Below are 19,915 nucleotides of genomic sequence, written 5' to 3' on the forward strand. Positions count from 1 at the left end.
CCGAACTCGTCCCCGCCGCCCGGGCAACAGCCCGACGCGGCGGGGACGGTACTCGTCACTCACGCCTGGATGATCGGCTCCCTCGTGAACAGCGCGCCCAGTTCCGGCGCGTTCACCCGGCGGTCGGCCAGGCGCAGGCATTCCCAGACCGTGACCTGGTTGGCGGTGAGGATCGGCTTGCCGAGTTCCTTCTCCAGGGCCGGGATGTGCGCGGCCGTGTGCAGGGCCGTGTCGGGGAGGAGGAGGGCCTCGGCGTCGGGATGGTCGGAGTTCCGGGCCAGGGCGAGGAGTTCCGCCTCGCCCCAGGTGCCGACCTCGGCGGCCGTGATGATGCCGGAGCTGTTGACCGACACGACCTCCACGCCGTCCGACCGCAGGAACTCGGCGAAGAGCCGCGCCACGTCGTCCGGGTACGTCGCACCGATCGCGACCCGCCGCGCTCCCAGCTCCTTCACCGCGTGCGCGAAGGCGAAGGACGTCGAGGAGGCGGGCATGCCAGCCGTCTGCGCCAGCGAGCGGACCTGCTCCTGGGCGCCGTCCCAGCCGTAGACGAAACTGCCGCTCGTGCAGGCCCACACGACCGCCTCCGCGCCCGCGTGCCGCAGCTCCTGGACGCCCGCCGCGAGCCGCCCGGCGGAGCCCATCTCCAGCAGCGCGTCCACCCGGTGCGCGTCCTCACCGATATCGGTGTGCACCAGGTCCACCCGGATGTCGCTGCCCAGCAACTGCTCGATGCGCGGATAGTCGTCCTCGGCGGAGTGTCCCGGGTAGAGAAATCCCAGTGCTGTCATGTCCAGCCTTCCTGCTGCTGTTCTTCTTCCGGCACTACAGATCCGGGGTCGACCCCCGGCGATACCAGACCGGAACGCGCCTCCGGATTGATCAGCGCTTGATACGGTCCCACCGCACGGGTACCCAGTCGGCGCAGCGCAGCCCACATCGTCACTTGGTTGGCCGAGATCACCGGGATCCGCAGCTCGGCCTCCAGCTGGGGGATCACGTCGTAGGTGGGCAGGTTGGTACAGCTGATGAACAGGGCGTCGGCGTCGCCGCGTACGGCCTCCCGCGCCATGTCCACCACCTCCCGGTAGGGGACCTTCCAGATGTGCCGGGTCAGGCCCATGAAGGCGCACCCGGAGATCGAGACGCCCGCCTGGGCGACGTACGCCTCCAGCGACTGAGTCACCGACACCGTGTACGGCGTCACCAGCGCGACCCGCCGGACGTCCAGTTCCACCAGGGCCTCGAGCAGTGCGCCCGAGGTGGTGATCGCCGGTACGGCACCCGCCCGGCTCATCGCCTCGCACATCGCGCGCTCGCCCATGACACCGCCGACGAAGCTGCCCGACGTACAGGCGTAGGCGATGACCTCGGGTGCGATCGCGTTGATGGTGCGGACCGCCTCGCTCAGCGTCTCGTGCTCGCTGACCAGGCGGGCCAGATCGAGGCTCACCTCGACCGGCACGAACGGTGTTCGTGTCATATGGAGGGAGACCTCGTCCGGCACCCAGCGCCACAGCTCGCGGTCGAGTGCGAAGTCGAAGGGGGCGACAACGCCGACCCCGCGCTGCGGGCTGGGCCCGCCGAGAAATGAGACGTCCATGGCAGGCACCGGCCTCACGCTGGGCAACTAGTGTGCAACGGATCGTGGGAACGCCCGTGTTGACGACGGTAGGTTCGGGTGCGAGCGTGGTCAATCCGCCCGGATCACTCCTTGGTCAACACCCGGTTAACTCGTCGTCACCGGCCGGCGCCCGAAACCCGGCCTGTCCCGCCGCACGGCTGGAGAAACGGCTGCTCATGCCCACTCCCACCCTCCTCGTCCTGGACGCCGAACCCCTCCCCCGGCTCGGCCGACTCACCGGCCGCGCCCGTATCGAACACACCGACGCGGAGGGTCTCGCCGAGCGCCTCCCGCGCGCGGATGTACTGCTGGTGTGGGACTTCACCTCGCGCGCCGTGCGGGAAGCCTGGCCGGGCGAGGGTCCGCGGCCACGCTGGGTGCACACCGCGAGCGCCGGAGTGGACCATCTGATGTGTCCGGAACTCGCCGCTTCCGACACGGTGGTGACCAACGCGCGCGGCATCTTCGACCAGCCGATCGCCGAGTACGTCGCCGCGCTCGTGCTGGCGATGGCCAAGGACCTGCCGCGCACGCTGGAGTTGCAGCGGGAGCGGACCTGGCGGCACCGCGAGTCGCACAAGGTCGCCGGGGGCAAGGCCGTCGTGGTGGGCTCCGGGCCGATCGGCCGGGCGATCGCCCGCACGCTCGGGGCGCTGGACATCACGACCGCGCTCGTGGGCCGCGCCCCGCGCAACGGCGTGCACGGCCCGGAGGACCTGGACCGGTTGCTGGCGCGCGCCGACTGGGTGATCGCGGCGGCACCGCTCACCGAACAGACACACGGCATGTTCGACGCCCGCCGCTTCGACGTGATGCAGCCGTCCGCCCGGTTCATCAACATCGGCCGGGGCCAGCTCGTCGTCGAGGACGCGCTCGCCGACGCCCTGGGCAAGCACTGGATCGCGGGCGCCGCACTGGATGTCTTCGAGGCCGAACCCCTGACCCCGGACAGCCCGTTGTGGCAGCTGCCGGAGCTGATCATCTCCCCGCACATGAGCGGCGACATCGTCGGCTGGCGGGACGAGCTCGGCGCCCAGTTCGTGGACCTGTACGAACTCTGGGCGAGCGGGGAGCCACTGAAGAACGTGGTCGACAAGCAGCGTGGGTACGTACCTGGTCACTGACGTTCCTTGGAGGGTGGATGACCGAGCTCACCGACCTGACCGCCGTACGGCTCCTCGACGGGTACCGCAAGGGCGAGTGGAGTCCTGTGGAGGCGACCCGGGCGGCGCTGGAGCGGGCCGAGGCGATCCAGCCGGAGGTGAACGCCTTCGTCCGGCTGACCGCCGAGGACGCGCTGGCCCGGGCCCGGGAGTCCGAGGAGCGATGGCGGCGCGGTGAGCCGCGCGGACTGCTGGACGGGGTGCCCGTCACGGTGAAGGACATCCTGCTGCAGCGCGGCGCGCCGACCCTGCGCGGGTCGAAGGCCGTGGATCCGGCGGGGCACTGGGACGAGGACGCCCCGTCCGTGGCCCGGCTGCGGGAGCACGGGGCGGTCTTCATCGGCAAGACGACGACGCCCGAGTACGGCTGGAAGGGCGTGACGGACTCGCCGCTCAGCGGCGTGACGCGCAACCCCCACGACCCCTCACGCACCGCGGGCGGGTCGAGCGGCGGCAGCGCGGCGGCCGTGGCGCTCGGCGCGGGGCCGCTCTCGCTGGGCACGGACGGCGGCGGCAGTGTCCGTATCCCGGCGTCGTTCTGCGGGATCTTCGCCCTGAAGCCGACGTACGGGCGGGTGCCGCTCTACCCGGCGAGCGCGTTCGGCACGCTGGCGCACGTCGGGCCGATGACCCGGGACGCGGCGGACTCGGCGCTGCTGATGGATGTGATCGGCCGGCCGGACTCGCGCGACTGGTCCGCGCTCGCCCCGCCGCCGGGTGCGTACACGGACGGCCTGACGGGCGGGGTGCGCGGGCTGCGCGTGGCGTACTCGCCGTCGCTGGGCGGGCAGGTGGCGGTGCGTCCGGAGGTCGCGACGGCGGTGCGGCGGGCGGTGGAGCGGCTGGCGGAGCTCGGCGCGTACGTCACGGAGACCGACCCGGATCTCACGGACCCGGTGGAGGCCTTCCACACCCTGTGGTTCAGCGGGGCGGCCCGGGTGACCGAGCATCTGGGCCCGCACCAGCGTGAGTTGCTGGACCCGGGCCTGCGGGAGATCTGCGACCAGGGGGCCCGCTACTCGGCCCTGGACTATCTGGCCGCGGTGGACGTCCGGATGGGCCTGGGCCGCCGGATGGGCCGCTTCCACGACACCTACGACCTGCTGCTCACCCCGACCCTGCCGATCACGGCGTTCGAGGCGGGCGCCGAGGTACCGAAAGGATCCGGCCACCGGCGCTGGACGGGCTGGACCCCGTTCACCTACCCGTTCAACATGACGCAGCAGCCCGCGGCGAGCGTGCCGGTCGGCACGGACGGGGACGGTCTGCCGATCGGTCTGCAGCTCGTGGCCGCCCGGCACCGGGACGATCTGGTGCTGCGGGCGGCCCACGCGCTGTACGAGGCCGGGGTGGCGTCCGCCGGCCGGGTCAGGCCCTCCGGAAGCTGAGCGTCTCCCCCGCCGCTCCCGACCTCCACAGGTCGTTGCACGCCTCGGCCATGTTCTCCAGGCCGTCGACGACCTGGCCCCAGACGATGCCGGGGACCCAGCCGACATCGCCGTTCAGCAGCAGGTTGTTGCGCTCGTAGAACAGGGCCAGGTCGACGAGCGTGGTCCCGGCGCGGACCTCGCGGTCGTAGCCGTAGGACTTGGTGCCCAGCTCCGCCCCGGCGAAGGTGAAATAGCACAGATCGCCTGGAATGGGGGTGATGGTCGGGTTTTCCAGGGGCGGTTCGGTTTCGGCGAATGGCGGGAAAAGGGCGTAAATCTCATTGCGTGCGTACTTCGCGTGGTAGACGTCGCCGGCCAGCGGAAGGGAATCCCAGACGGCGGCGCAGGTGATCGGCGCGCGGTCGTCCAGCAGCTTGGCCGTGCAGGTCACGTCACGCTTGACCAGCGAGAGTTCGATGTAGCGATCAGCCATACCTCCATGGGAGTGCCCCTCGGGCCCGCGGTCAAGGGCGCATCGCCGGAGTGCGGGGCTTGAAAAGATCGGCATAACTCAGGTGCGGTCGGGTAGCCGCGCGCCCATGGCTCCACCACAGAGAAGCCCCCTCAGAATTCCGCCACCCGTATCCCGGACCGTGTCCGGGTCCGGGTCCGTGTCCGGTCCCACACGCCGATCGCTGCTCGCGGGGGTCGCGGCGCTCGGCGCGCTGGGCGCCGCCGGATGCAGCCGGGTCGCCACCGCCTCGGACGTCGAGGGCGGTGATCTGCTCGAACGGCTCCGGGCCGCGGGCGTCGTCCGCCTCGGCATCGCCGGCGAGATCCCGTTCGGGTTCATCGACAAGAACGGCAAGCTGACCGGTGAGGCACCGGAGCTGGCCAAGGTGATCTTCAAGAGTCTCGGCGTCGACCGGGTGCAGCCCGTGCCGACCGAGTTCGGCTCGCTCATCCCGGGCCTGAACTCCCAGCAGTTCGATGTCGTCGCGGCCGGCATGTACGTCAACCCGGAGCGCTGCGAGCAGGTCATCTTCTCCGACCCCGACTACCAGATGCTCGACGCGTTCATCGTGCGCAAGGGCAACCCGAAGGGGCTGCACAGCTACAAGGACGTCGTCGCCAAGAAGGCGAAGTTCGCCACCGGGACGGGCTACGCGGAGATCCAGTACGCCGTCGAGGCGGGGTACAAGGAGAGCGACATCCTCATCGTGCCGGACCAGGTCGCGGGTCTGAACGCCGTCGAGGCGGGACGCGTGGACGTGTTCGCCGGTACGGCGCTCACCGCCCGTGAGGTGGTGAAGAAGTCCGCGAAGGCGGAGGCGACCAAGCCCTTCACGCCGATCGTGGGCGGCAAGCCGCACGTCGACGGAGGCGCCTTCGCGTTCCGGCCGACCGAGACGAACCTGCGGGACGCCTTCAACGTCGAGCTGAGCAAGCTCAAGAAGAGCGGCGAACTGTTCCGCATCCTGAAGCCCTTCGGTTTCACGAAGGCCGAGATGACGGATCTGACCGCGAAGGAGCTCTGCGGCGGATGACCCCGGGACTCTGGGAACTCGTACTCAAGGGCGTGTGGACCACCGTCCAGCTGCTCGTCTGCAGCGCCCTGCTGGGCGCTGCCGTCTCCTTCGTGGTCGGCGTCGCGCGCAGCCACCGGCTGCGGATCGTCCGCTTCCTCGCGGGCTTCTACACCGAGGTGTTCCGCGGCACCTCCGCCCTGGTCATGATCTTCTGGGTGTTCTTCGTGCTGCCGGTCGCCTTCGGCTGGCAGCTCGTACCCCTGTGGGCGGGCACGCTCGCGCTCGGACTGACCTACGGCGCGTACGGCGCGGAGATCGTGCGCGGCGCGCTGGGCTCGGTCGACCCGGCGCAGCAGGAGGGCGGCATCGCCCTCAGCTTCACGCCCTGGCAGCGGCTGCGGCTGATCCTGCTGCCGCAGGCGGTGCCGGAGATGATCCCGCCGTTCTCGAACCTGCTGATCGAGCTGCTCAAGGGCACCGCGCTGGTGTCGATCACGGGCATGGGCGACCTGACGTTCAGCGCGAACCTGGTGCGTCTCGCGCTGCAGGAGAGCGCGGAGATCTACACGTACATCCTGCTCATCTACTTCGTGATCGCCTTCCTGCTCACCCGGGTCATGCGCGGTCTTGAGAAGAAGCTCAAGGCCGGGGTCGGGAAGAAGCCCGACGGCAAGACCCGGGCGCCTGAGCCGGTCGTGGTGGAGGGGGTCCGATGAACTGGGACTGGAGCGCGGTCTCCGACTTCATGCCGGACTTCTGGGAGGGCCTGCTGGTCACCCTCCAGATCCTGCTGTTCGGCTCGCTGATCTCGTTCGCGCTGGGCCTGGTGTGGGCGCTGCTGATGCGGGTGCCCTCGCGCTGGGTGACCTGGCCGGTCGGGGCGGTCACGGAGTTCGTCCGCAACACCCCGCTGCTGGTGCAGCTGTTCTTCCTCTTCTATGTGCTGCCCGAGTGGGGCCTGACCTTCTCGGCGCTGGCCACCGGCATCTTCGCGATCGGGCTGCACTACTCGACGTACACGATGCAGGTCTACCGGGCCGGCATCGAGGCCGTGCCGGTCGGCCAGTGGGAGGCGGCGACGGCGCTGAACCTGCCGCTGCGGCGGACCTGGACCGCGGTGATCCTGCCGCAGGCGGTGCGCCGGGTGGTTCCCGCGCTCGGCAACTACGTCATCGCGATGCTCAAGGACACGCCGATGCTGATGGCGATCACCGTCCTGGAGATGCTCGGCCACGCGCGCCTGTTCTCGCAGGAGCACTTCCAGTTCACCGAGCCCCTCACAGTGATCGGCGTGGCCTTCATCGTCATTTCCTACCTGGCCTCCCTTGCCCTGCGAGCCCTGGAGCGACGCCTTGCCCACTGACACTCTCCCCAATCCCGAGAAGAACCCCGCCAAGAGCACCGGCGAGCTGATCCGGCTGGAACAGGTCACCAAGCGGTTCGGCCAGAACACCGTTCTGGATCACCTGGACTTCTCGGTCGACGCCGGCAAGCACGTCACCCTGATCGGGCCGTCGGGCTCCGGCAAGACCACGATCCTGCGGCTGCTGATGACCCTGCTCAAGCCCGACGAGGGCACGATCACGGTCGACGGGCAGCAGCTGTTCCCCGCCTCCGACAAGGAGGTCCGCGAGGTCCGCAAGAAGATCGGGATGGTGTTCCAGCAGTTCAACCTGTTCCCGAACATGACCGTGCTGCGGAACCTCACCGAGGCTCCGGTCACCGTCCTCGGCATGTCGAAGGACGAGGCGGTGGAGCGGGCCAAGGGCCTGCTGGACCTGGTGGGCCTGGCCGACCGGTGCGACGCCCACCCCGCCCAGCTCTCCGGCGGCCAGCAGCAGCGCGTGGCGATCGCCCGGGCGCTGGCGATGCAGCCCAAGGTGCTGCTGCTGGACGAGGTGACCTCCGCGCTCGACCCGGAGCTGGTCGCGGGCGTGCTGGACCTGCTGCGGGACATCGCCCGCAGCACGGACATCACCATGCTCTGTGTGACCCACGAGATGAATTTCGCCCGGGACATCTCCGACCAGGTACTGATGTTCGACTCGGGCCGGGTCATCGAGTCGGGCCCGCCGGAGAAGATCTTCAGCGACCCGGAGCTGGACCGCACGAGGGAGTTCCTCAGCGCGGTGCTGTGACTACGGCCCGTGAACAGGCCTGACACCGGGCCCTCGGACTGGGGCATGCTCCTGGCATATGCCAGAGGGTCAATGCCCCAGCCCGAGGGCCCGGAATCTTGTCAACCCCCGCTCTCCACAGCCCCTTTGCCGGTTATCGTGGAGGTGATTCGCTGTCCGGATTACGGCCCAACAGCAAGCGCAGGGGGAGACCACCGTGGCGCTGAGGAACGAGCCGACCACCCCGTACCACTCGGCCCAGGAAGCCCTGCGCGTCCTGGAGACGGTGGCGCGAAACAGTTCAGGCGTCACCGACGCCGAGCTCGCCCGGCGCACCGGCATCGGACCGGAGCGGCTCACCGCACTGCTGCTCATGCTGCGCCGCGAGGGCTACGTCGAGCAGATCGCCGACGGCGCGTATGTCACGGGCGAGGCGCTGACCCGCCTGGGCTCGGCCCGCCATCGCGAGCAGGCCCTGCGCGACAAGCTCCAGCACACCCTCGACCGGCTGCGCGACTCGGTCGGCGCCGCCGTCTACATGAGCCGCTATGTCGACGGCGAGATCAGCATCACCCAGTACGCCGACAGCCCGGCCACGCCCAAGGTCAACGAGTGGGTCGACTTCCGCTCCTCGGCCCACGCCACCGCGATAGGCAAGAGCCTGCTGACCCAGCTCGACCACGCCGGCCGCCGCGATCACCTCTCCCGGCACAGGATGGCCCGCCTCACCTCGCGCACCATCACCAGCGACCGGCTGCTGCTCTCCCGGCTGGAGGCCCAGCCGGCCACCGTGCCCGTCCTGGACCTCCAGGAGTACGCGGTCGGCACGGTCTGCGCGGCCGTCCCCATCACGGCCGGCTCCTCCGTCGGCTGCCTGGCCCTGTCCCTCCCGGTCGAGCACGCCCACCGCCTCCGCCAGGCCGCGGACGCCCTCAACCGCAACGCGGCACCGGTCCTGCTGTCCATGGCGATCTAGCCGACATGGGGTGGTCAGGAGCACCCCTGGAGACCGGGTAGTATTTTCCCGTCGCCCACCGCGGAACACGGTTCCACCGGTCGGCGCGAGTCATGCGCCGCTAGCTCAGTTGGTTAGAGCAGCTGACTCTTAATCAGCGGGTCCGGGGTTCGAGTCCCTGGCGGCGCACCGGTGAAGGGCCTCTCGTGGGAGCGAGAGGCCCTTCGGCGTGTTCGAGGTCCTCCCCGGTCAGCCTGCGGTACGTGCCCTTCCCCGGCGGCCGCCACCACACCGGATCGGCACACCGGAAGCCCTCCCGCCGTAGGGCCGCCCGGTGGATCTTGTTCGTGGCCGTGACCGGCATGCGGTCGGTCACCCGGACGAACCGGGGGGCCATCTTCGTCCCCAGGTCGGGCTGGGCGAGCAGGAACTCCGCGAAGGACAGCGGGTCGAAGGTGCCGGCGATCGTCGCCATCACCTGGTCGCCGGTCACCGGGTCCGGCACCGCGTACACGCAGACCGCCGCCGCCTCCTCGTAGCGCGCGAGGATGTTCTCGATCATCGCGGCGGCCAGGTTCTCGCCGTCGACGCGGAGGCGGTCGTCGGCGCGCCCGGCGAAGTGGAGGTAGCCGTCGGCGTCCCGGCAGAAGAGGTCGCCCGTCCAGTACCAGCCTCCCTTGCGGCGCTCCGCCTCGGCCGCCGGATTGCGCCAGTAGCCCTCGAAGGGGCTGGGGCCCTGGTTGACCAGTTCGCCGATCGCCTCGTCCCCGTTGAGCAGCCGGCCCGCCGAGTCGAAGCGGGCCGGCGGGCACTCCCGGCCCGTCTCCGGGTTCAGGACCACCAGCCCGGGCGTCGCCCGGCCGACCGCTCCCGCCGGCGTGCCCGGCGACCACTGCACGGCCGCCCCGCCCTCCGACGAGCCGTACCCCTCGACCAGCCGCACCCCGAACCGCCGCTCGAAGGCCGCCGCGTCCACCGCGCCCGCCTCCGTGCCGAAGCCCAGACGGAGGGGGTTGTCGCGGTCCTCGGGGTGGGGGTCCGTGGCCAGGACGTACTGGATCGCCCGGCCGACGTAGGTGAAGTAGGTCGCCCCGTAGCGGCGTACGTCAGGCAGGAAGCGGGACGCCGAGAAGCGGCGGCGCAGTGCCACGGCAGCCCCGGTGACCAGCGCCGGCGCCCAGTCGGCGATCACCGCGTTGCCGTGGAACAGCGGCATGCAGAGGTAGTGGACGTCGTCCGGGCCCAGGGAGAACTGGCCGGCCAGGGAGCGGCCGGCGGCCGCCAGGCGGCCCTGGGAGCAGAGGGCGGCCTTGGGCGCGCCGGTCGAGCCGGAGGTGAAGTAGAGCAGGAAGCGGTCGGTCGGGGTCGCGCGGGACGGGTCCGGCCGGGCGCCCGCGTAGGGGGCCAGGAGGCCGGCGTAGTCCGCCGTGTCCGTCACCAGCAGGCGCACCCCGGGCAGGTCCAGGCCCCGGAGCAACGGCAGGTGGGCCCGTTCGGTAACCAGGACACGGCACTCGGTGTGCAGGATGTCGCGGGCCAGTTCGGCACCGCGGCGGGTGGGGTTGACGCCGGCGACCGCCGCCCCGGCCAGGGCCGCCGCGCCCAGCCAGAGCGGGAACTCGGGGGTGTTGTCGAGCAGCACCCCGAGGTGGGGTTCGGCGGCCGGGAGCAGGAGGTCCGCCAGCAGCGCCGCCCGGGCCGCGGCACCTGCCGCCACCTCGTGATGGGTCAGCACCCGGTCCTCGCACCACAGCCCCGGCCGGTGGTCGCCCCACCGGCCGGCTACGAGTTCCGCGACCGTGCTCGCCCTGGAGTCCATGGGCGCGCACGGTAGTTGACGTATCGTCAGATGTGGAGGGTCACGGCATCACGGTCGCGTCGCCGCTGCCCCCGAACACGAAGTCGCTGTACGGGGCGAAGATCTGCGCGTACGTGACGACGAAGCCGGCACAGAACACGGCGACGACACCAAGGAACGCCAGGATGCCGACGACGGCCATCACATGCCTCGCCCGGCTCGGCGCCTGGGCCGTGGCCACGACCTGGCGGCCGGCGGTGTAGTACACGGTGACGTAGTCGCCGTCGAGAGCCGTCCCGGGGCCGCCGTCCTCCTCGAAGCGGATGACCCGGCCGTCATGCGTGATGAACTCGTACACATGACGGAGCGTGGTGCGCCGGCCCTCGGCCGTCAGCCCGCTGTTCCAGGCGCCCCGGATCTCCAGCCAGCGCCGCACGATCCGGTAGGCCATGAAGAGCGCCAGAGCCATGATCAGGCCGGGCACGACGTAGAAGATCACGTCCATCGCATGTCCCCCGAGGTCCGTGCGCCGGCCCCGATGGGCCGGCGTGGGAGGAACCTACCCACACCGGCCGCACCGGTGACTCAAGAGAACCTCAGAAGGTTCGGACGGTTCAGAAGGTGACGTCCGAACAGGCGTAGAACGCGTTGGCCGTGTCGGCGATCGTCCATACGGCGACGATGACGTGACGACCGCTCAGCCCGGACGGCAGCCTGCCGCTGTGGGAGAGCGTCTGCGGTGGCCGCTGGCCGTTGTACGGGACCGTGAAGAACGGCGTCAGGTTGAGGTCGGACCGGGCCAGGTTGTGGTTCTGGTTCCAGCCCGGCTTGGTGACGTAGTACCTGAAGTCGGTCGTGGCGTGCATGGCCGTGAACTGCCAGCGGAACGTGTAGTTCTGGCCGCCCGTCACCCTCGTGGCGGGCCAGGCACCGCCGGACGGGGTGCGCGGTGCGCTGAGCTGGCCGAAGTGGCCGAGGCCGGCGTTGCATATCTGCCCGTCGGCCGGGCCGGACGCCGGGAAGCCCTTCGGGCCCTCGACGCTCTGCGGCTCCCACTGGATGGAGCCGCAGTTGGTCACGGTGCCGTTCTGGCAGAGCTTCTGCCGGCTGATGGGGAGGTCGGTGTAGCCGTGGCCGCTGGCGCCGCCGGAGGAGAGTACGAGGGCTCCGGTCGTGGCCAGTCCCACCGCGGCTGCGGACAACTTGGTCCTAGTGCGCATGCTGCCGCTCCTGGAGAACGTGGGGGATGTTCAGTGAGCCGTGCAGGTAGGTCTAGACCAAGTTTGAATGTATGGCGGTTAGTTGAACATGTCCATACCAATCACGGAGGCGTTTCCCCGCGCCCCGCGCAGAACGCCACCGTCAGGTCCTTCACCAGCGCCTTGCGCTCGTAGTCGTCGAGTTCGACCAGCCCCCGCATGGTCAGCCGGGTCACCGTGTCCTCCACCGAGTCCACGACCGAGGTGAGCACACTCGCCCGGTGCTGGGCGTCCAGCGCCGCGATCCGGCGGCGGTGCATCGCGGCGGCGACCTCGGGGTCGTACTCCGCCCGGAGCGGCTGCACCGAGAACACCTCCAGGCCGACCGGGGCCGCCTCCGCCGACACCAGCCGGGTCAGCACCTCGGCCGCAGCCTCCCCGGCTCCCCCCGAACCGCCCGGCATCACCACCGGCACCCGGGCCAGCGCCGCCTCGACGCACTCGCGCAAGTACGACTCGTGGTCCTCGACGCCCAGCGTGGCCCGCGCGGTGTCCCGCACCCGCCACACCACCAGGACGACCACCCGCAGCGCGACCCCGTGCGCGTCGGCCGCGGGCACCGGCTCGCTGCGCCAGTGCCGCAGCCGTACGTCCACCCGGCGGCGCAGCAAGAGGGGGTTGACCCACAGCAGGCCGGTGCGCCGGACGGTCCCCCGGTAGCGGCCGAACAGACCCAGCACCCAGGCCCGCCCGGTCCGGCCCCGGGCCAGCCCGCCGAACCCGAACAGCGCGAGCGCCCCGGCCCCCGCGTACGCGGCCCACTGCGCGGGACCGAGTCCTGCCCCGGCGTGGGCGGGCAGCCGCATCACCTCCACTGCGAGCGGCGGCAGCATCCCGGCCCACCACGAAGTGGCCACGCACCCGGCCACCCCGCACGCCCCGGCCAGCACGCCCGCCGCACCGGGCAGCACCCGAGCGGTCCGCTCCACCAGGTCAGGGTCGACTTCCGGCACCGGACGCGGCGTCAGGGCGGCCGGGCGCCTGAGACGCGGCTGTTCCCCCGTGCCCTGCCGGCGGCCGACGACCGCCGGCTTCAGGGGTACCGGCGCCGGGTCGGGCTCGTCGCGGAACAGCAGATGGACGGGGATCTCGGTGGTCGACTCGTTCTGGATGAGCCGGGCGGTCCTGGCCGGCCCCTCGGCCGGTCCCTCGGGCTCGGACGTGTGGGAAGTGGTCGTGGTCATGCGTGCCTCCAGCCTCCGCGCCAGATGCGTCACAACGGGTGGGCCCCCCGTGCCGGGAGTGCTACGAGAACAGCCGCCGCCAGGTCTCCGGCCCCGGGAAGCCGTCCGCCGCACCGCCCCGCCAGCCCTGGGTGCGCTGGAAGGCCTGGACGGCCCGCCGGTCCGACTCGCCCCAGCGCGGCCCCGGCTCGTCCGGGTAGAACCTGCCGAACCCCTTCCGCACCAGTTGTTTCCCCAGCTTGGTGACGTACGGGTTGCTCGCACCGGGCCGGAACATCGCCCGTCCCGGGTAGCCGGGCACACCGTGGGAGGAGGGCGGCGGCCCGGCCTCCGCCGCGGTGACGTCCTTGCCCTTCCCTGTGACCAGCAGCTCCCAGGTGCGTGGGCCGGGCAGCCCGTCGGCGTCCGCGCCCTTCCAGCCCTGGGCCCGCTGGAAGGCCCGGGTCGCCTGCCGGTGGGCGTCCGACCAGCGCGGTCCCGGTTCCGAGGGGTAGGAGGCGCCGGCCCCGCGTGCGACGAGCATGCGGCCTAGCCGCGTGACGTACTTGTTGTTCGCGCCGGGGCCGAAATACGTCGCTCCCGGGTAGGGCGTGGCGGCCGGTGCGCCCGGCATCCCGCGGTCCTTGGCCGGGGCCGGCTCCTCCTGCCGGTCCTTTGCCGTGGCCGGTTCCTCCTGCGCGGTGACGCCCTTGTAGCGGTAGGGGACGTACCGGTCGGAGTCGCTCGTGTAGGCGTACGGGGTGGTCTGCCGGCGGGTGTGCGGGCGGGCCTGTTCATAGGCCGTGTAGGAGGTGTGCCTGGTGTTCGTCCAGCCGCCGAAAATGACGACGTGCGAGCCGCTCTCCGGGTTGGCCGGATTGTGGAACAGCAGAATGTCGCCCGGCTGGAGTTCCTCCTTGGAAATCCGTTCACCGAATTGGGCGAGGCTGCCCGTCCATTCGTTTCCGGGCAGCTTCCAGGCCATCGACACATAGCCCGAGCAGTCCTGCCGGTAACCGTCGGACCAGTACGCGTTCATGTTGTACGGCACTTTCGCGGCGACCCAGGTCTTGGCCCGGTCGATGATCTCCGTTCGGGTGATGGCGGCGAGCTCGACGGAGTCGGAGGGCTTGCCCTCGCGGCCGTCCGAACCGTGCAGGGGGGCAGTGTCGCCCTGCGGGGTTTCGGGATCGTCATCTGCGAAAACACCCGATCGGTGGGGTGCCTGCGGGGCGGCGGCGGCCGGTACGGCGTGGCCCGCGCCGAGGGTGGCGGCGGCCACGGCGGCCAGGGCGAGAGCCCGGTGCGCGGCCGGATGGGTGGTGGTGCGGCCGGCCGGGGAACGCGGCAGGACGCGGCGCCAGTGGACGCAGCCGGGGCAGTCGCAGTCGCCCCCGGGGTCGAATTCCTCGAATACCGGCGACTTCATGCGATTCCCCTCACAGTTCCGGCGGAAAATGGCGGCGCCCGGTGCAGCCCCGGGCGCGCGCCGTCAGTTTCTCAACTGTCTTCCGCACTCGCATGCTGACGGTCCGAATGATGTAACCGGCCGCCCTCGCCGGGGCTGCCCCGAGCCCGTTCCGGTGGTCCTGAGCACCTCCGGGCGTCCTGTAGAGTTACGACGTCAGCGCGCGCCGCTAGCTCAGTTGGTTAGAGCAGCTGACTCTTAATCAGCGGGTCCGGGGTTCGAGTCCCTGGCGGCGCACGATGCCGGTGGCGGCTTGGTTTCGCAGAAAGCGCGAACCCAAGCCGCCACCGTCTTTTCTGCGCGGCTTCGCCGCGCGCCGGGGAAGAGAAGCCCGGCGGGGCACAGTCGCACCGACCGGAACGCCCCTCGCGGAAGCGGGGGCTTTCTTGTATCGCCTTGAACTCCTTCCACCCCTGAGGCCCCTCCCTTCCTGGCCGGAACCAGGTGCACCGCGCGATTGGCCGGATACCCTCTCGCCATGGCAGCGCGTGACCTACAAGAGCGGATCAAGAAGCTCATCATCGACCGCCGGCTGGCCTCCGGGGCCCCGCTGCCGACCGAGCCCGAGCTGATGGAGTACCTCGGCGCGAGCCGGAACTCGGTGCGTGAGGCGCTGAAGGCCCTCCAGGCGATGGGCATCGTGGAGATCCGGCACGGCTTCGGCACCTATGTCGGCCCGATGTCCCTGGCCCCGATGATCGAGGGCCTCGCCTTCCGCACGGTCGCCGGGCACTACCGGGGCGAGGACTCCCTGCTCCAGCTGCTCGAACTGCGGGAGGCGGTGGAGACGGGGCTCGTCTCCCGGCTCGCGGGGCGGATACCGGACGCGGACCTCGTTGAACTGGACGCGCTCGTCGACCGTATGGAAGAGGAGGCCGCGCGCGGAGCCGGCCTCGCCGAGACCGACCGCGCCTTCCACGCCACCCTCTACCAGGGGCTGGACAACGTACTGCTGTGCGAGGTCCTGGAGGCGTTCTGGGACGCCTTCCACCGGGTCCGTACGGACCTCGGGGGCGAGCCGCAGGACCCGAAGGTCACCTGCCGGCAGCACCGGGAGATCCTCGACGCGGTCCGGTCCGGTGACTCGATGCGGGCGGAGGAGGCCATAAGAGAGCACTTCGGCAACATCCGCGCCCGTCTGTCCACAACGGCTCCACAGAGTCCCCACACGCGTCACAATGAACGCGTATGACCGGTAAACACCGCGTTTCGCATCTTGCGATCATGATGAACGCCGTAGAACCCTGGTTATCTGGTTTTTCAAGATGCTGCGGATTCGTGGCAGTTGGGGGGCAGGAGGACCGGTTGCCGGCCGGGCGGGGGTAGGGGCCCGTTCGTGGAGCGATGCCGAGGGGGGCATCATGCAACCGGAAGGTCGCGTTGCCGTGTCTATAGGGTGTGGATGACGTGGTGACTGCGATCCACCACTGATACGTCTGTGAAGGTCGAGGGGGACCTGGAGCAGACGGTACGAAGCGACGAAACACGCGGATGTCCGCGTGTGGGGGGATGACTCATGACGTCGAGGCCCACGGGTGCCCGGCAGGACCACGACCCGTCCCAGACCACTCAGCTCAGGGTGCCGGGGCACCGGATGAGCACGACGGGGACGTTCCGGCGGATCAAGAAGAATCTGCCGAGATACGACTACGAGCATTACAGCCGGCTCGCGGGTCCCCTCACCCAGCCCGATCCGAACAAGCCGTACAAGGTGCAGTACCGCTCGCTCATCTCGCAGGAGCCGCACCGCATCAGGGTCGCCCTGATGCTGGCCGCGGCCCCGGTACTGTCCCTGGTCCTGCTGTTCTGGCTGCTCCAGCCCGAGCACTGGACCGAGCGCGACTACCCGGCCTTCGACTGGCTGCCCGCGCTCGACATAGTCATGCTGGTCTCGATCGGCCTGATCGAGTTCTTCCGCTGCATGAACGTGCTGTCGAACGCGCACGCCACGCTCGTGGCCCGCGACCCGATCCCGGTGGTGCCCGAGACCGGCACCCGAGTGGCCTTCCTCACCTCCTTCGTGCCCGGCAAGGAACCGCTGGACATGGTGACGAAAACCCTGGAGGCCGCGGTCAAGATCCGGCACCGGGGCCTGATGCACGTCTGGCTGCTCGACGAGGGCGACGACCCCGATGTGAAGGCCGTCTGCCAGCGCCTCGGTGTGCACCACTTCTCCCGCAAGGGCGTCGCGAAGTGGAACCAGGCCAAGGGCCCGCACCGCGCCAAGACCAAGCACGGCAACTACAACGCCTGGCTCGAGGCGCACGGCGACGACTACGACTTCTTCGCCTCGGTCGACACCGACCACGTACCGCTGCCCAACTACCTGGAGCGGATGCTCGGCTTCTTCCGCGACCCGGACGTCGGCTTCGTCATCGGCCCGCAGGTCTACGGCAACTACGACAACGCCATCACCAAGGCCGCCGAGTCGCAGCAGTTCCTCTTCCACGCGCTGATCCAGCGCGCCGGCAACCGCTACGGCTCCCCGATGTTCGTCGGCACGTCCAACGCCGTGCGCATCAAGGCGCTCAAGCAGATCGGCGGTCTGTACGACTCGATCACCGAGGACATGGCGACCGGCTTCGAGATGCACCGCCACAAGAACCCGGCGACGGGCAGGAAGTGGCGCTCGGTGTACACGCCGGACGTGCTCGCGGTCGGTGAGGGCCCCAGCGCCTGGACGGACTTCTTCACCCAGCAGATGCGCTGGTCGCGAGGGACGTACGAGACGATCATCGGGCAGTACTGGAAGGGCTGGTACTCGCTGCCGCCGAGCAAGCTCTTCAACTACACCATGATGATCATCTTCTACCCGATGTCGGCCCTGAACTGGATCCTGGCGGCGCTGAGCTGCTGCCTGTTCCTCGGCCTGGGCGCCTCGGGTGTGAACATCGACCCGGCGGTCTGGCTGATGCTCTACGGCAACGCCTCGGCCCTGCAGATCGGCCTGTACGTCTGGAACCGCCGGCACAACGTCTCGCCGCACGAGCCGGAGGGCTCCGGCGGTGTGGCCGGCATGGTGATGTCCGCGCTGTCGGCGCCGCTGTACGCGAAGGCGCTGATCGACTCCGTGCTGCGGCGCAAGAGCAAGTTCGTGGTCACGCCCAAGGGCGACTCCGCGAGCCCCGACCGCTGGTTCGGGACGTTCCGCTACCACTGGTACTTCGTCGCGATCTTCGGTGGGTCGATCGCCGCCGGCTTCGTCTTCGGCCACGCCCACCCCGCGATGATCATCTGGGCGACGTTCGCGCTGCTGATCACCGCCTCGCCGGTCTTCGCCTGGCGCTGGCAGCTGAAGCAGGACGCGAAGAAGCCCGCCGAACCCGCCGTGGAGCAGCCGCAGGACTCCGCGGGGCCGTACCGGACGCAGCCGCTGCCGATTCCGCAGCAGCCCGCGTCGCACGCCCCGCAGCACAAGCCCAGTTGGGCCGCCGCTCCCGGCGGCGACGGGGAGGTCGGAGGATCCGACCAGACCATGCAGATCGCCCTTGGTGGACTTGGGGGACGTAAGGAATGAACGACCGTGCAGGCCGCCGCCGGGCCCGTCGACTCGCGATCGGCACGGCGGTGGTACTCGCGCTGGCCGGGATGAACGGGCCGTGGCTCTACCGCTTCGGCACCGAGAAATACCACCAGTACACAATCAACAAGCCGGAGTACAAGGCCGCGAACGGCAAGTGGGAGATCATCGATTTCCCCGAGGAGTACCGGCAGAACACGATCCACGCGGCGCTGCTGCGCACCGGCAAGGTGCTGCTCGTCGCGGGGTCGGGCAACAACCAGGACAACTTCGACGCGAAGAAGTTCGACACGCGGATCTGGGACCCGGTCAAGGGCACCATCAAGAAGGTCCCCACGCCCGCCGACCTGTTCTGCACCGGCCACACCCAGCTCGCCAACGGCAATCTGCTGATCGCGGGCGGCACCAAGCGGTACGAGAAGCTCAAGGGTGACGTCACCAAGGCCGGCGGCCTGATGATCGTCCACAACGAGAACCCGGACGAGCCGATCACCCTGCCCGCGGGCACCAGGTTCACGGGCAAGGAGAACGGCAAGACCTTCGTCTCCAAGGACCCGGTGCTGGTGCCGCGCGCGAAGAAGGTCTTCGACAAGGCGACGGGCAAGTTCCTGCGCAACGACCCCGGACTCGGCCGTATCTACGTCGAGGCGCAGAAGCGCGGGCACAAGTACGAGACGGGCACGCAGGACAACTACAAGGTGCAGGGCCTGAGCGGCGCCGACGCCAAGAACACCTACGGCATCGCCCAGAAGATCGCCCTCGACAAGAAGGACTTCCAGGGCATCCGGGACGCCTTCGAGTTCGACCCGGTCGCCGAGAAGTACATCAAGGTCGACCCGATGAAGGAGGCCCGCTGGTACCCGACGCTCACCACCCTGAGCGACGGGAAGATCCTCAGCGTCTCCGGCCTCGACGACATCGGGCAGCTCGTCCCGGGCAAGAACGAGGTCTTCGACCCGAAGACCAAGAAGTGGACCTACACGGACAAGGTCCGGCAGTTCCCGACCTACCCGGCGCTGTTCCTCATGCAGAACGGCAAGGTCTTCTACTCGGGTTCGAACGCGGGCTACGGACCGGACGACGTGGGCCGTGAGCCGGGCGTCTGGGACGTGGACAGCAACCAGTTCACGAAGATCCCGGGGCTGAGCGACCCCAAGCTCATGGAGACGTCCGGCACGGTGCTGCTGCCGCCCGCGCAGGACGAGAAGTACATGGTCGTCGGCGGCGGTGGCGTCGGTGAGTCCAAGGAGTCCAGCGAGAAGACCCGGATCGTCGACCTGAAGGACGCGGACCCGAGCTTCGAGGACGGCCCGTCCCTGGAGAAGGGCACCCGCTACCCGAACGCCTCGATCCTGCCCGACGACAACGTGCTGATCTCCGGCGGCTCGGAGGACTACCGGGGTCGCGGCGACTCCAACATCTTCCAGGCGCACCTCTACGACACGGAGAAGAACGACCTCAAGCGGGTCGCCGACCCGCTGGTGGGCCGCAACTACCACTCCGGGTCGATCCTGCTGCCCGACGGCCGCCTGATGTTCTTCGGCTCGGACTCGCTGTACGAAGACGAGGCCAACACCAAGCCGGGCAAGTTCGAGCAGCGCATCGAGATCTACACGCCGCCGTACCTCTACGGCGACGGGGATCGGCCCTCGCTGTCCGGCGGGCCGCAGACCATCGAACGCGGCGGGACGGGGACGTTCACCTCGTCGAGCGCGTCCTCGGTCAAGAAGGTCCGGCTGATCCGGCCGAGCGCCGCCACGCATGTCACGGACGTCGACCAGCGGTCGATCGCCCTGGACTTCAAGGCGTCCGGCGACAAGCTGACCGTGACCGTTCCGAAGAACCGGAACCTGGTCCAGGCGGGCTGGTACATGCTGTTCGTGACGGACGCCAAGGGGACGCCGAGCAAGGCCCAGTGGGTCAAGGTGCCGTAGTTTCCTGCTGAAGGT

General features: G+C 69.8%; 18 protein-coding genes and 2 tRNA genes. 12 read left to right on the forward strand and 8 right to left on the reverse strand.

Annotated elements, in window-relative coordinates:
- Positions 1 to 59: 59 nt before the first annotated feature.
- Both ACFT32_RS27575 and ACFT32_RS27580 read right to left on the reverse strand, forming a co-directional pair.
- Positions 60 to 791: an aspartate/glutamate racemase family protein gene (locus ACFT32_RS27575; RefSeq protein ID WP_382494379.1), complete on the reverse strand. Its 732-nt coding sequence runs from the start codon at positions 789 to 791 to the stop codon at positions 60 to 62.
- Positions 788 to 1,603, reverse strand: a complete 816-nt coding sequence (locus tag ACFT32_RS27580) for an aspartate/glutamate racemase family protein (protein WP_382494382.1) — start codon at positions 1,601 to 1,603, stop codon at positions 788 to 790. The genes ACFT32_RS27575 and ACFT32_RS27580 overlap by 4 nt, the downstream gene beginning before the upstream one ends.
- 197 nt (positions 1,604 to 1,800) lie before the next feature.
- Between ACFT32_RS27580 and ACFT32_RS27585 the strand changes: the two genes are divergently transcribed.
- Positions 1,801 to 2,748, forward strand: a complete 948-nt coding sequence (locus tag ACFT32_RS27585; RefSeq protein ID WP_382494385.1) for a D-2-hydroxyacid dehydrogenase — start codon at positions 1,801 to 1,803, stop codon at positions 2,746 to 2,748.
- A 17-nt stretch (positions 2,749 to 2,765) separates the two neighbouring features.
- Positions 2,766 to 4,175: an amidase gene (locus ACFT32_RS27590; RefSeq protein ID WP_382494388.1), complete on the forward strand. Its 1,410-nt coding sequence runs from the start codon at positions 2,766 to 2,768 to the stop codon at positions 4,173 to 4,175.
- Here ACFT32_RS27590 and ACFT32_RS27595 read toward each other — a convergent pair.
- A complete protein-coding gene (locus tag ACFT32_RS27595) occupies positions 4,156 to 4,650 on the reverse strand; it encodes a DUF3830 family protein (protein ID WP_215121167.1) in 495 nt (164 codons plus the stop codon). The two genes, ACFT32_RS27590 and ACFT32_RS27595, sit on opposite strands and share 20 nt — an antisense overlap.
- A 106-nt stretch (positions 4,651 to 4,756) precedes the next feature.
- Here ACFT32_RS27595 and ehuB point away from each other — a divergent pair, with 106 nt between their 5' ends.
- The 6 genes from ehuB to ACFT32_RS27625 all read left to right on the forward strand — a co-directional run bounded on the left by ehuB (position 4,757) and on the right by ACFT32_RS27625 (position 8,947).
- Entirely contained in the window at positions 4,757 to 5,704 is a 948-nt protein-coding gene (gene ehuB, locus ACFT32_RS27600) for an ectoine/hydroxyectoine ABC transporter substrate-binding protein EhuB (protein WP_382494392.1), read from the forward strand.
- The gene (gene ehuC / locus ACFT32_RS27605; RefSeq protein ID WP_382494396.1) at positions 5,701 to 6,402 is read left to right on the forward strand and encodes an ectoine/hydroxyectoine ABC transporter permease subunit EhuC; all 702 of its coding nucleotides are present in this window, start codon (positions 5,701 to 5,703) and stop codon (positions 6,400 to 6,402) included. Before ehuB ends, ehuC begins: the two co-directional genes overlap by 4 nt.
- Positions 6,399 to 7,049, forward strand: coding sequence for an ectoine/hydroxyectoine ABC transporter permease subunit EhuD (gene ehuD / locus ACFT32_RS27610; protein ID WP_382494399.1), 651 nt, complete (start codon positions 6,399 to 6,401; stop codon positions 7,047 to 7,049). The genes ehuC and ehuD overlap by 4 nt, the downstream gene beginning before the upstream one ends.
- Positions 7,039 to 7,824, forward strand: a complete 786-nt coding sequence (gene ehuA / locus ACFT32_RS27615) for an ectoine/hydroxyectoine ABC transporter ATP-binding protein EhuA (RefSeq protein ID WP_382494402.1) — start codon at positions 7,039 to 7,041, stop codon at positions 7,822 to 7,824. Before ehuD ends, ehuA begins: the two co-directional genes overlap by 11 nt.
- A gap of 196 nt (positions 7,825 to 8,020) precedes the next feature.
- On the forward strand, positions 8,021 to 8,779 hold the full coding sequence (locus ACFT32_RS27620; RefSeq protein WP_382494405.1) for an IclR family transcriptional regulator: 759 nt from the start codon (positions 8,021 to 8,023) through the stop codon (positions 8,777 to 8,779).
- A 94-nt stretch (positions 8,780 to 8,873) separates the two neighbouring features.
- Positions 8,874 to 8,947 (forward strand) — tRNA-Lys (locus tag ACFT32_RS27625).
- Here the strand turns inward: ACFT32_RS27625 and ACFT32_RS27630 are convergent.
- The 5 genes from ACFT32_RS27630 to ACFT32_RS27650 all read right to left on the reverse strand — a co-directional run bounded on the left by ACFT32_RS27630 (position 8,913) and on the right by ACFT32_RS27650 (position 14,407).
- Positions 8,913 to 10,577 carry a long-chain-fatty-acid--CoA ligase gene (locus ACFT32_RS27630; protein ID WP_382494408.1) on the reverse strand — a complete coding sequence of 555 codons (1,665 nt, stop codon included), beginning with the start codon at positions 10,575 to 10,577 and terminating at the stop codon, positions 8,913 to 8,915. The genes ACFT32_RS27625 and ACFT32_RS27630 overlap by 35 nt on opposite strands.
- Positions 10,578 to 10,617: 40 nt before the next feature.
- Entirely contained in the window at positions 10,618 to 11,061 is a 444-nt protein-coding gene (locus ACFT32_RS27635) for a hypothetical protein (protein ID WP_382494411.1), read from the reverse strand.
- A gap of 109 nt (positions 11,062 to 11,170) precedes the next feature.
- On the reverse strand, positions 11,171 to 11,776 hold the full coding sequence (locus ACFT32_RS27640) for a lytic polysaccharide monooxygenase (RefSeq protein WP_382494414.1): 606 nt from the start codon (positions 11,774 to 11,776) through the stop codon (positions 11,171 to 11,173).
- Between the two features lie 101 nt (positions 11,777 to 11,877).
- Complete coding sequence (locus ACFT32_RS27645) at positions 11,878 to 12,999, reverse strand: SPFH domain-containing protein (protein WP_382494416.1); 1,122 nt, start codon at positions 12,997 to 12,999, stop codon at positions 11,878 to 11,880.
- Positions 13,000 to 13,060: 61 nt separating this feature from the next.
- Positions 13,061 to 14,407, reverse strand: a complete 1,347-nt coding sequence (locus tag ACFT32_RS27650; RefSeq protein WP_382494419.1) for a peptidoglycan-binding protein — start codon at positions 14,405 to 14,407, stop codon at positions 13,061 to 13,063.
- 202 nt (positions 14,408 to 14,609) lie between these two features.
- Between ACFT32_RS27650 and ACFT32_RS27655 the strand changes: the two genes are divergently transcribed.
- From ACFT32_RS27655 to ACFT32_RS27670, 4 genes are all read left to right on the forward strand, one after another.
- Positions 14,610 to 14,683 (forward strand) — tRNA-Lys (locus ACFT32_RS27655).
- 241 nt (positions 14,684 to 14,924) lie between these two features.
- Positions 14,925 to 15,638, forward strand: a complete 714-nt coding sequence (locus tag ACFT32_RS27660; protein WP_382494422.1) for a FadR/GntR family transcriptional regulator — start codon at positions 14,925 to 14,927, stop codon at positions 15,636 to 15,638.
- 324 nt (positions 15,639 to 15,962) lie between these two features.
- Positions 15,963 to 17,963, forward strand: coding sequence for a glycosyltransferase family 2 protein (locus tag ACFT32_RS27665; RefSeq protein ID WP_382494423.1), 2,001 nt, complete (start codon positions 15,963 to 15,965; stop codon positions 17,961 to 17,963).
- A complete protein-coding gene (locus ACFT32_RS27670) occupies positions 17,960 to 19,900 on the forward strand; it encodes a galactose oxidase-like domain-containing protein (RefSeq protein WP_382494426.1) in 1,941 nt (646 codons plus the stop codon). Before ACFT32_RS27665 ends, ACFT32_RS27670 begins: the two co-directional genes overlap by 4 nt.
- Positions 19,901 to 19,915: the final 15 nt, after the last annotated feature.

The sequence above is a fragment of the Streptomyces sp. NPDC057002 genome, assembly GCF_042673825.1.
GTDB lineage: Bacteria > Actinomycetota > Actinomycetes > Streptomycetales > Streptomycetaceae > Streptomyces.

Excerpts from the sequence above, each read along its gene's own strand:
- ACFT32_RS27575 (WP_382494379.1), bottom strand. The coding sequence starts at position 791 with ATGACAGCACTGGGATTTCTCTACCCGGGACACTCCGCCGAGGACGAC.
- ACFT32_RS27580 (WP_382494382.1), bottom strand. The coding sequence starts at position 1,603 with ATGGACGTCTCATTTCTCGGCGGGCCCAGCCCGCAGCGCGGGGTCGGC.
- ACFT32_RS27585 (WP_382494385.1), top strand. The coding sequence starts at position 1,801 with ATGCCCACTCCCACCCTCCTCGTCCTGGACGCCGAACCCCTCCCCCGG.
- ACFT32_RS27590 (WP_382494388.1), top strand. The coding sequence starts at position 2,766 with ATGACCGAGCTCACCGACCTGACCGCCGTACGGCTCCTCGACGGGTAC.
- ACFT32_RS27595 (WP_215121167.1), bottom strand. The coding sequence starts at position 4,650 with ATGGCTGATCGCTACATCGAACTCTCGCTGGTCAAGCGTGACGTGACC.
- ehuB (WP_382494392.1), top strand. The coding sequence starts at position 4,757 with ATGGCTCCACCACAGAGAAGCCCCCTCAGAATTCCGCCACCCGTATCC.
- ehuC (WP_382494396.1), top strand. The coding sequence starts at position 5,701 with ATGACCCCGGGACTCTGGGAACTCGTACTCAAGGGCGTGTGGACCACC.
- ehuD (WP_382494399.1), top strand. The coding sequence starts at position 6,399 with ATGAACTGGGACTGGAGCGCGGTCTCCGACTTCATGCCGGACTTCTGG.
- ACFT32_RS27630 (WP_382494408.1), bottom strand. The coding sequence starts at position 10,577 with ATGGACTCCAGGGCGAGCACGGTCGCGGAACTCGTAGCCGGCCGGTGG.
- ACFT32_RS27635 (WP_382494411.1), bottom strand. The coding sequence starts at position 11,061 with ATGGACGTGATCTTCTACGTCGTGCCCGGCCTGATCATGGCTCTGGCG.
- ACFT32_RS27640 (WP_382494414.1), bottom strand. The coding sequence starts at position 11,776 with ATGCGCACTAGGACCAAGTTGTCCGCAGCCGCGGTGGGACTGGCCACG.
- ACFT32_RS27645 (WP_382494416.1), bottom strand. The coding sequence starts at position 12,999 with ATGACCACGACCACTTCCCACACGTCCGAGCCCGAGGGACCGGCCGAG.
- ACFT32_RS27650 (WP_382494419.1), bottom strand. The coding sequence starts at position 14,407 with ATGAAGTCGCCGGTATTCGAGGAATTCGACCCCGGGGGCGACTGCGAC.
- ACFT32_RS27660 (WP_382494422.1), top strand. The coding sequence starts at position 14,925 with ATGGCAGCGCGTGACCTACAAGAGCGGATCAAGAAGCTCATCATCGAC.
- ACFT32_RS27665 (WP_382494423.1), top strand. The coding sequence starts at position 15,963 with ATGACGTCGAGGCCCACGGGTGCCCGGCAGGACCACGACCCGTCCCAG.
- ACFT32_RS27670 (WP_382494426.1), top strand. The coding sequence starts at position 17,960 with ATGAACGACCGTGCAGGCCGCCGCCGGGCCCGTCGACTCGCGATCGGC.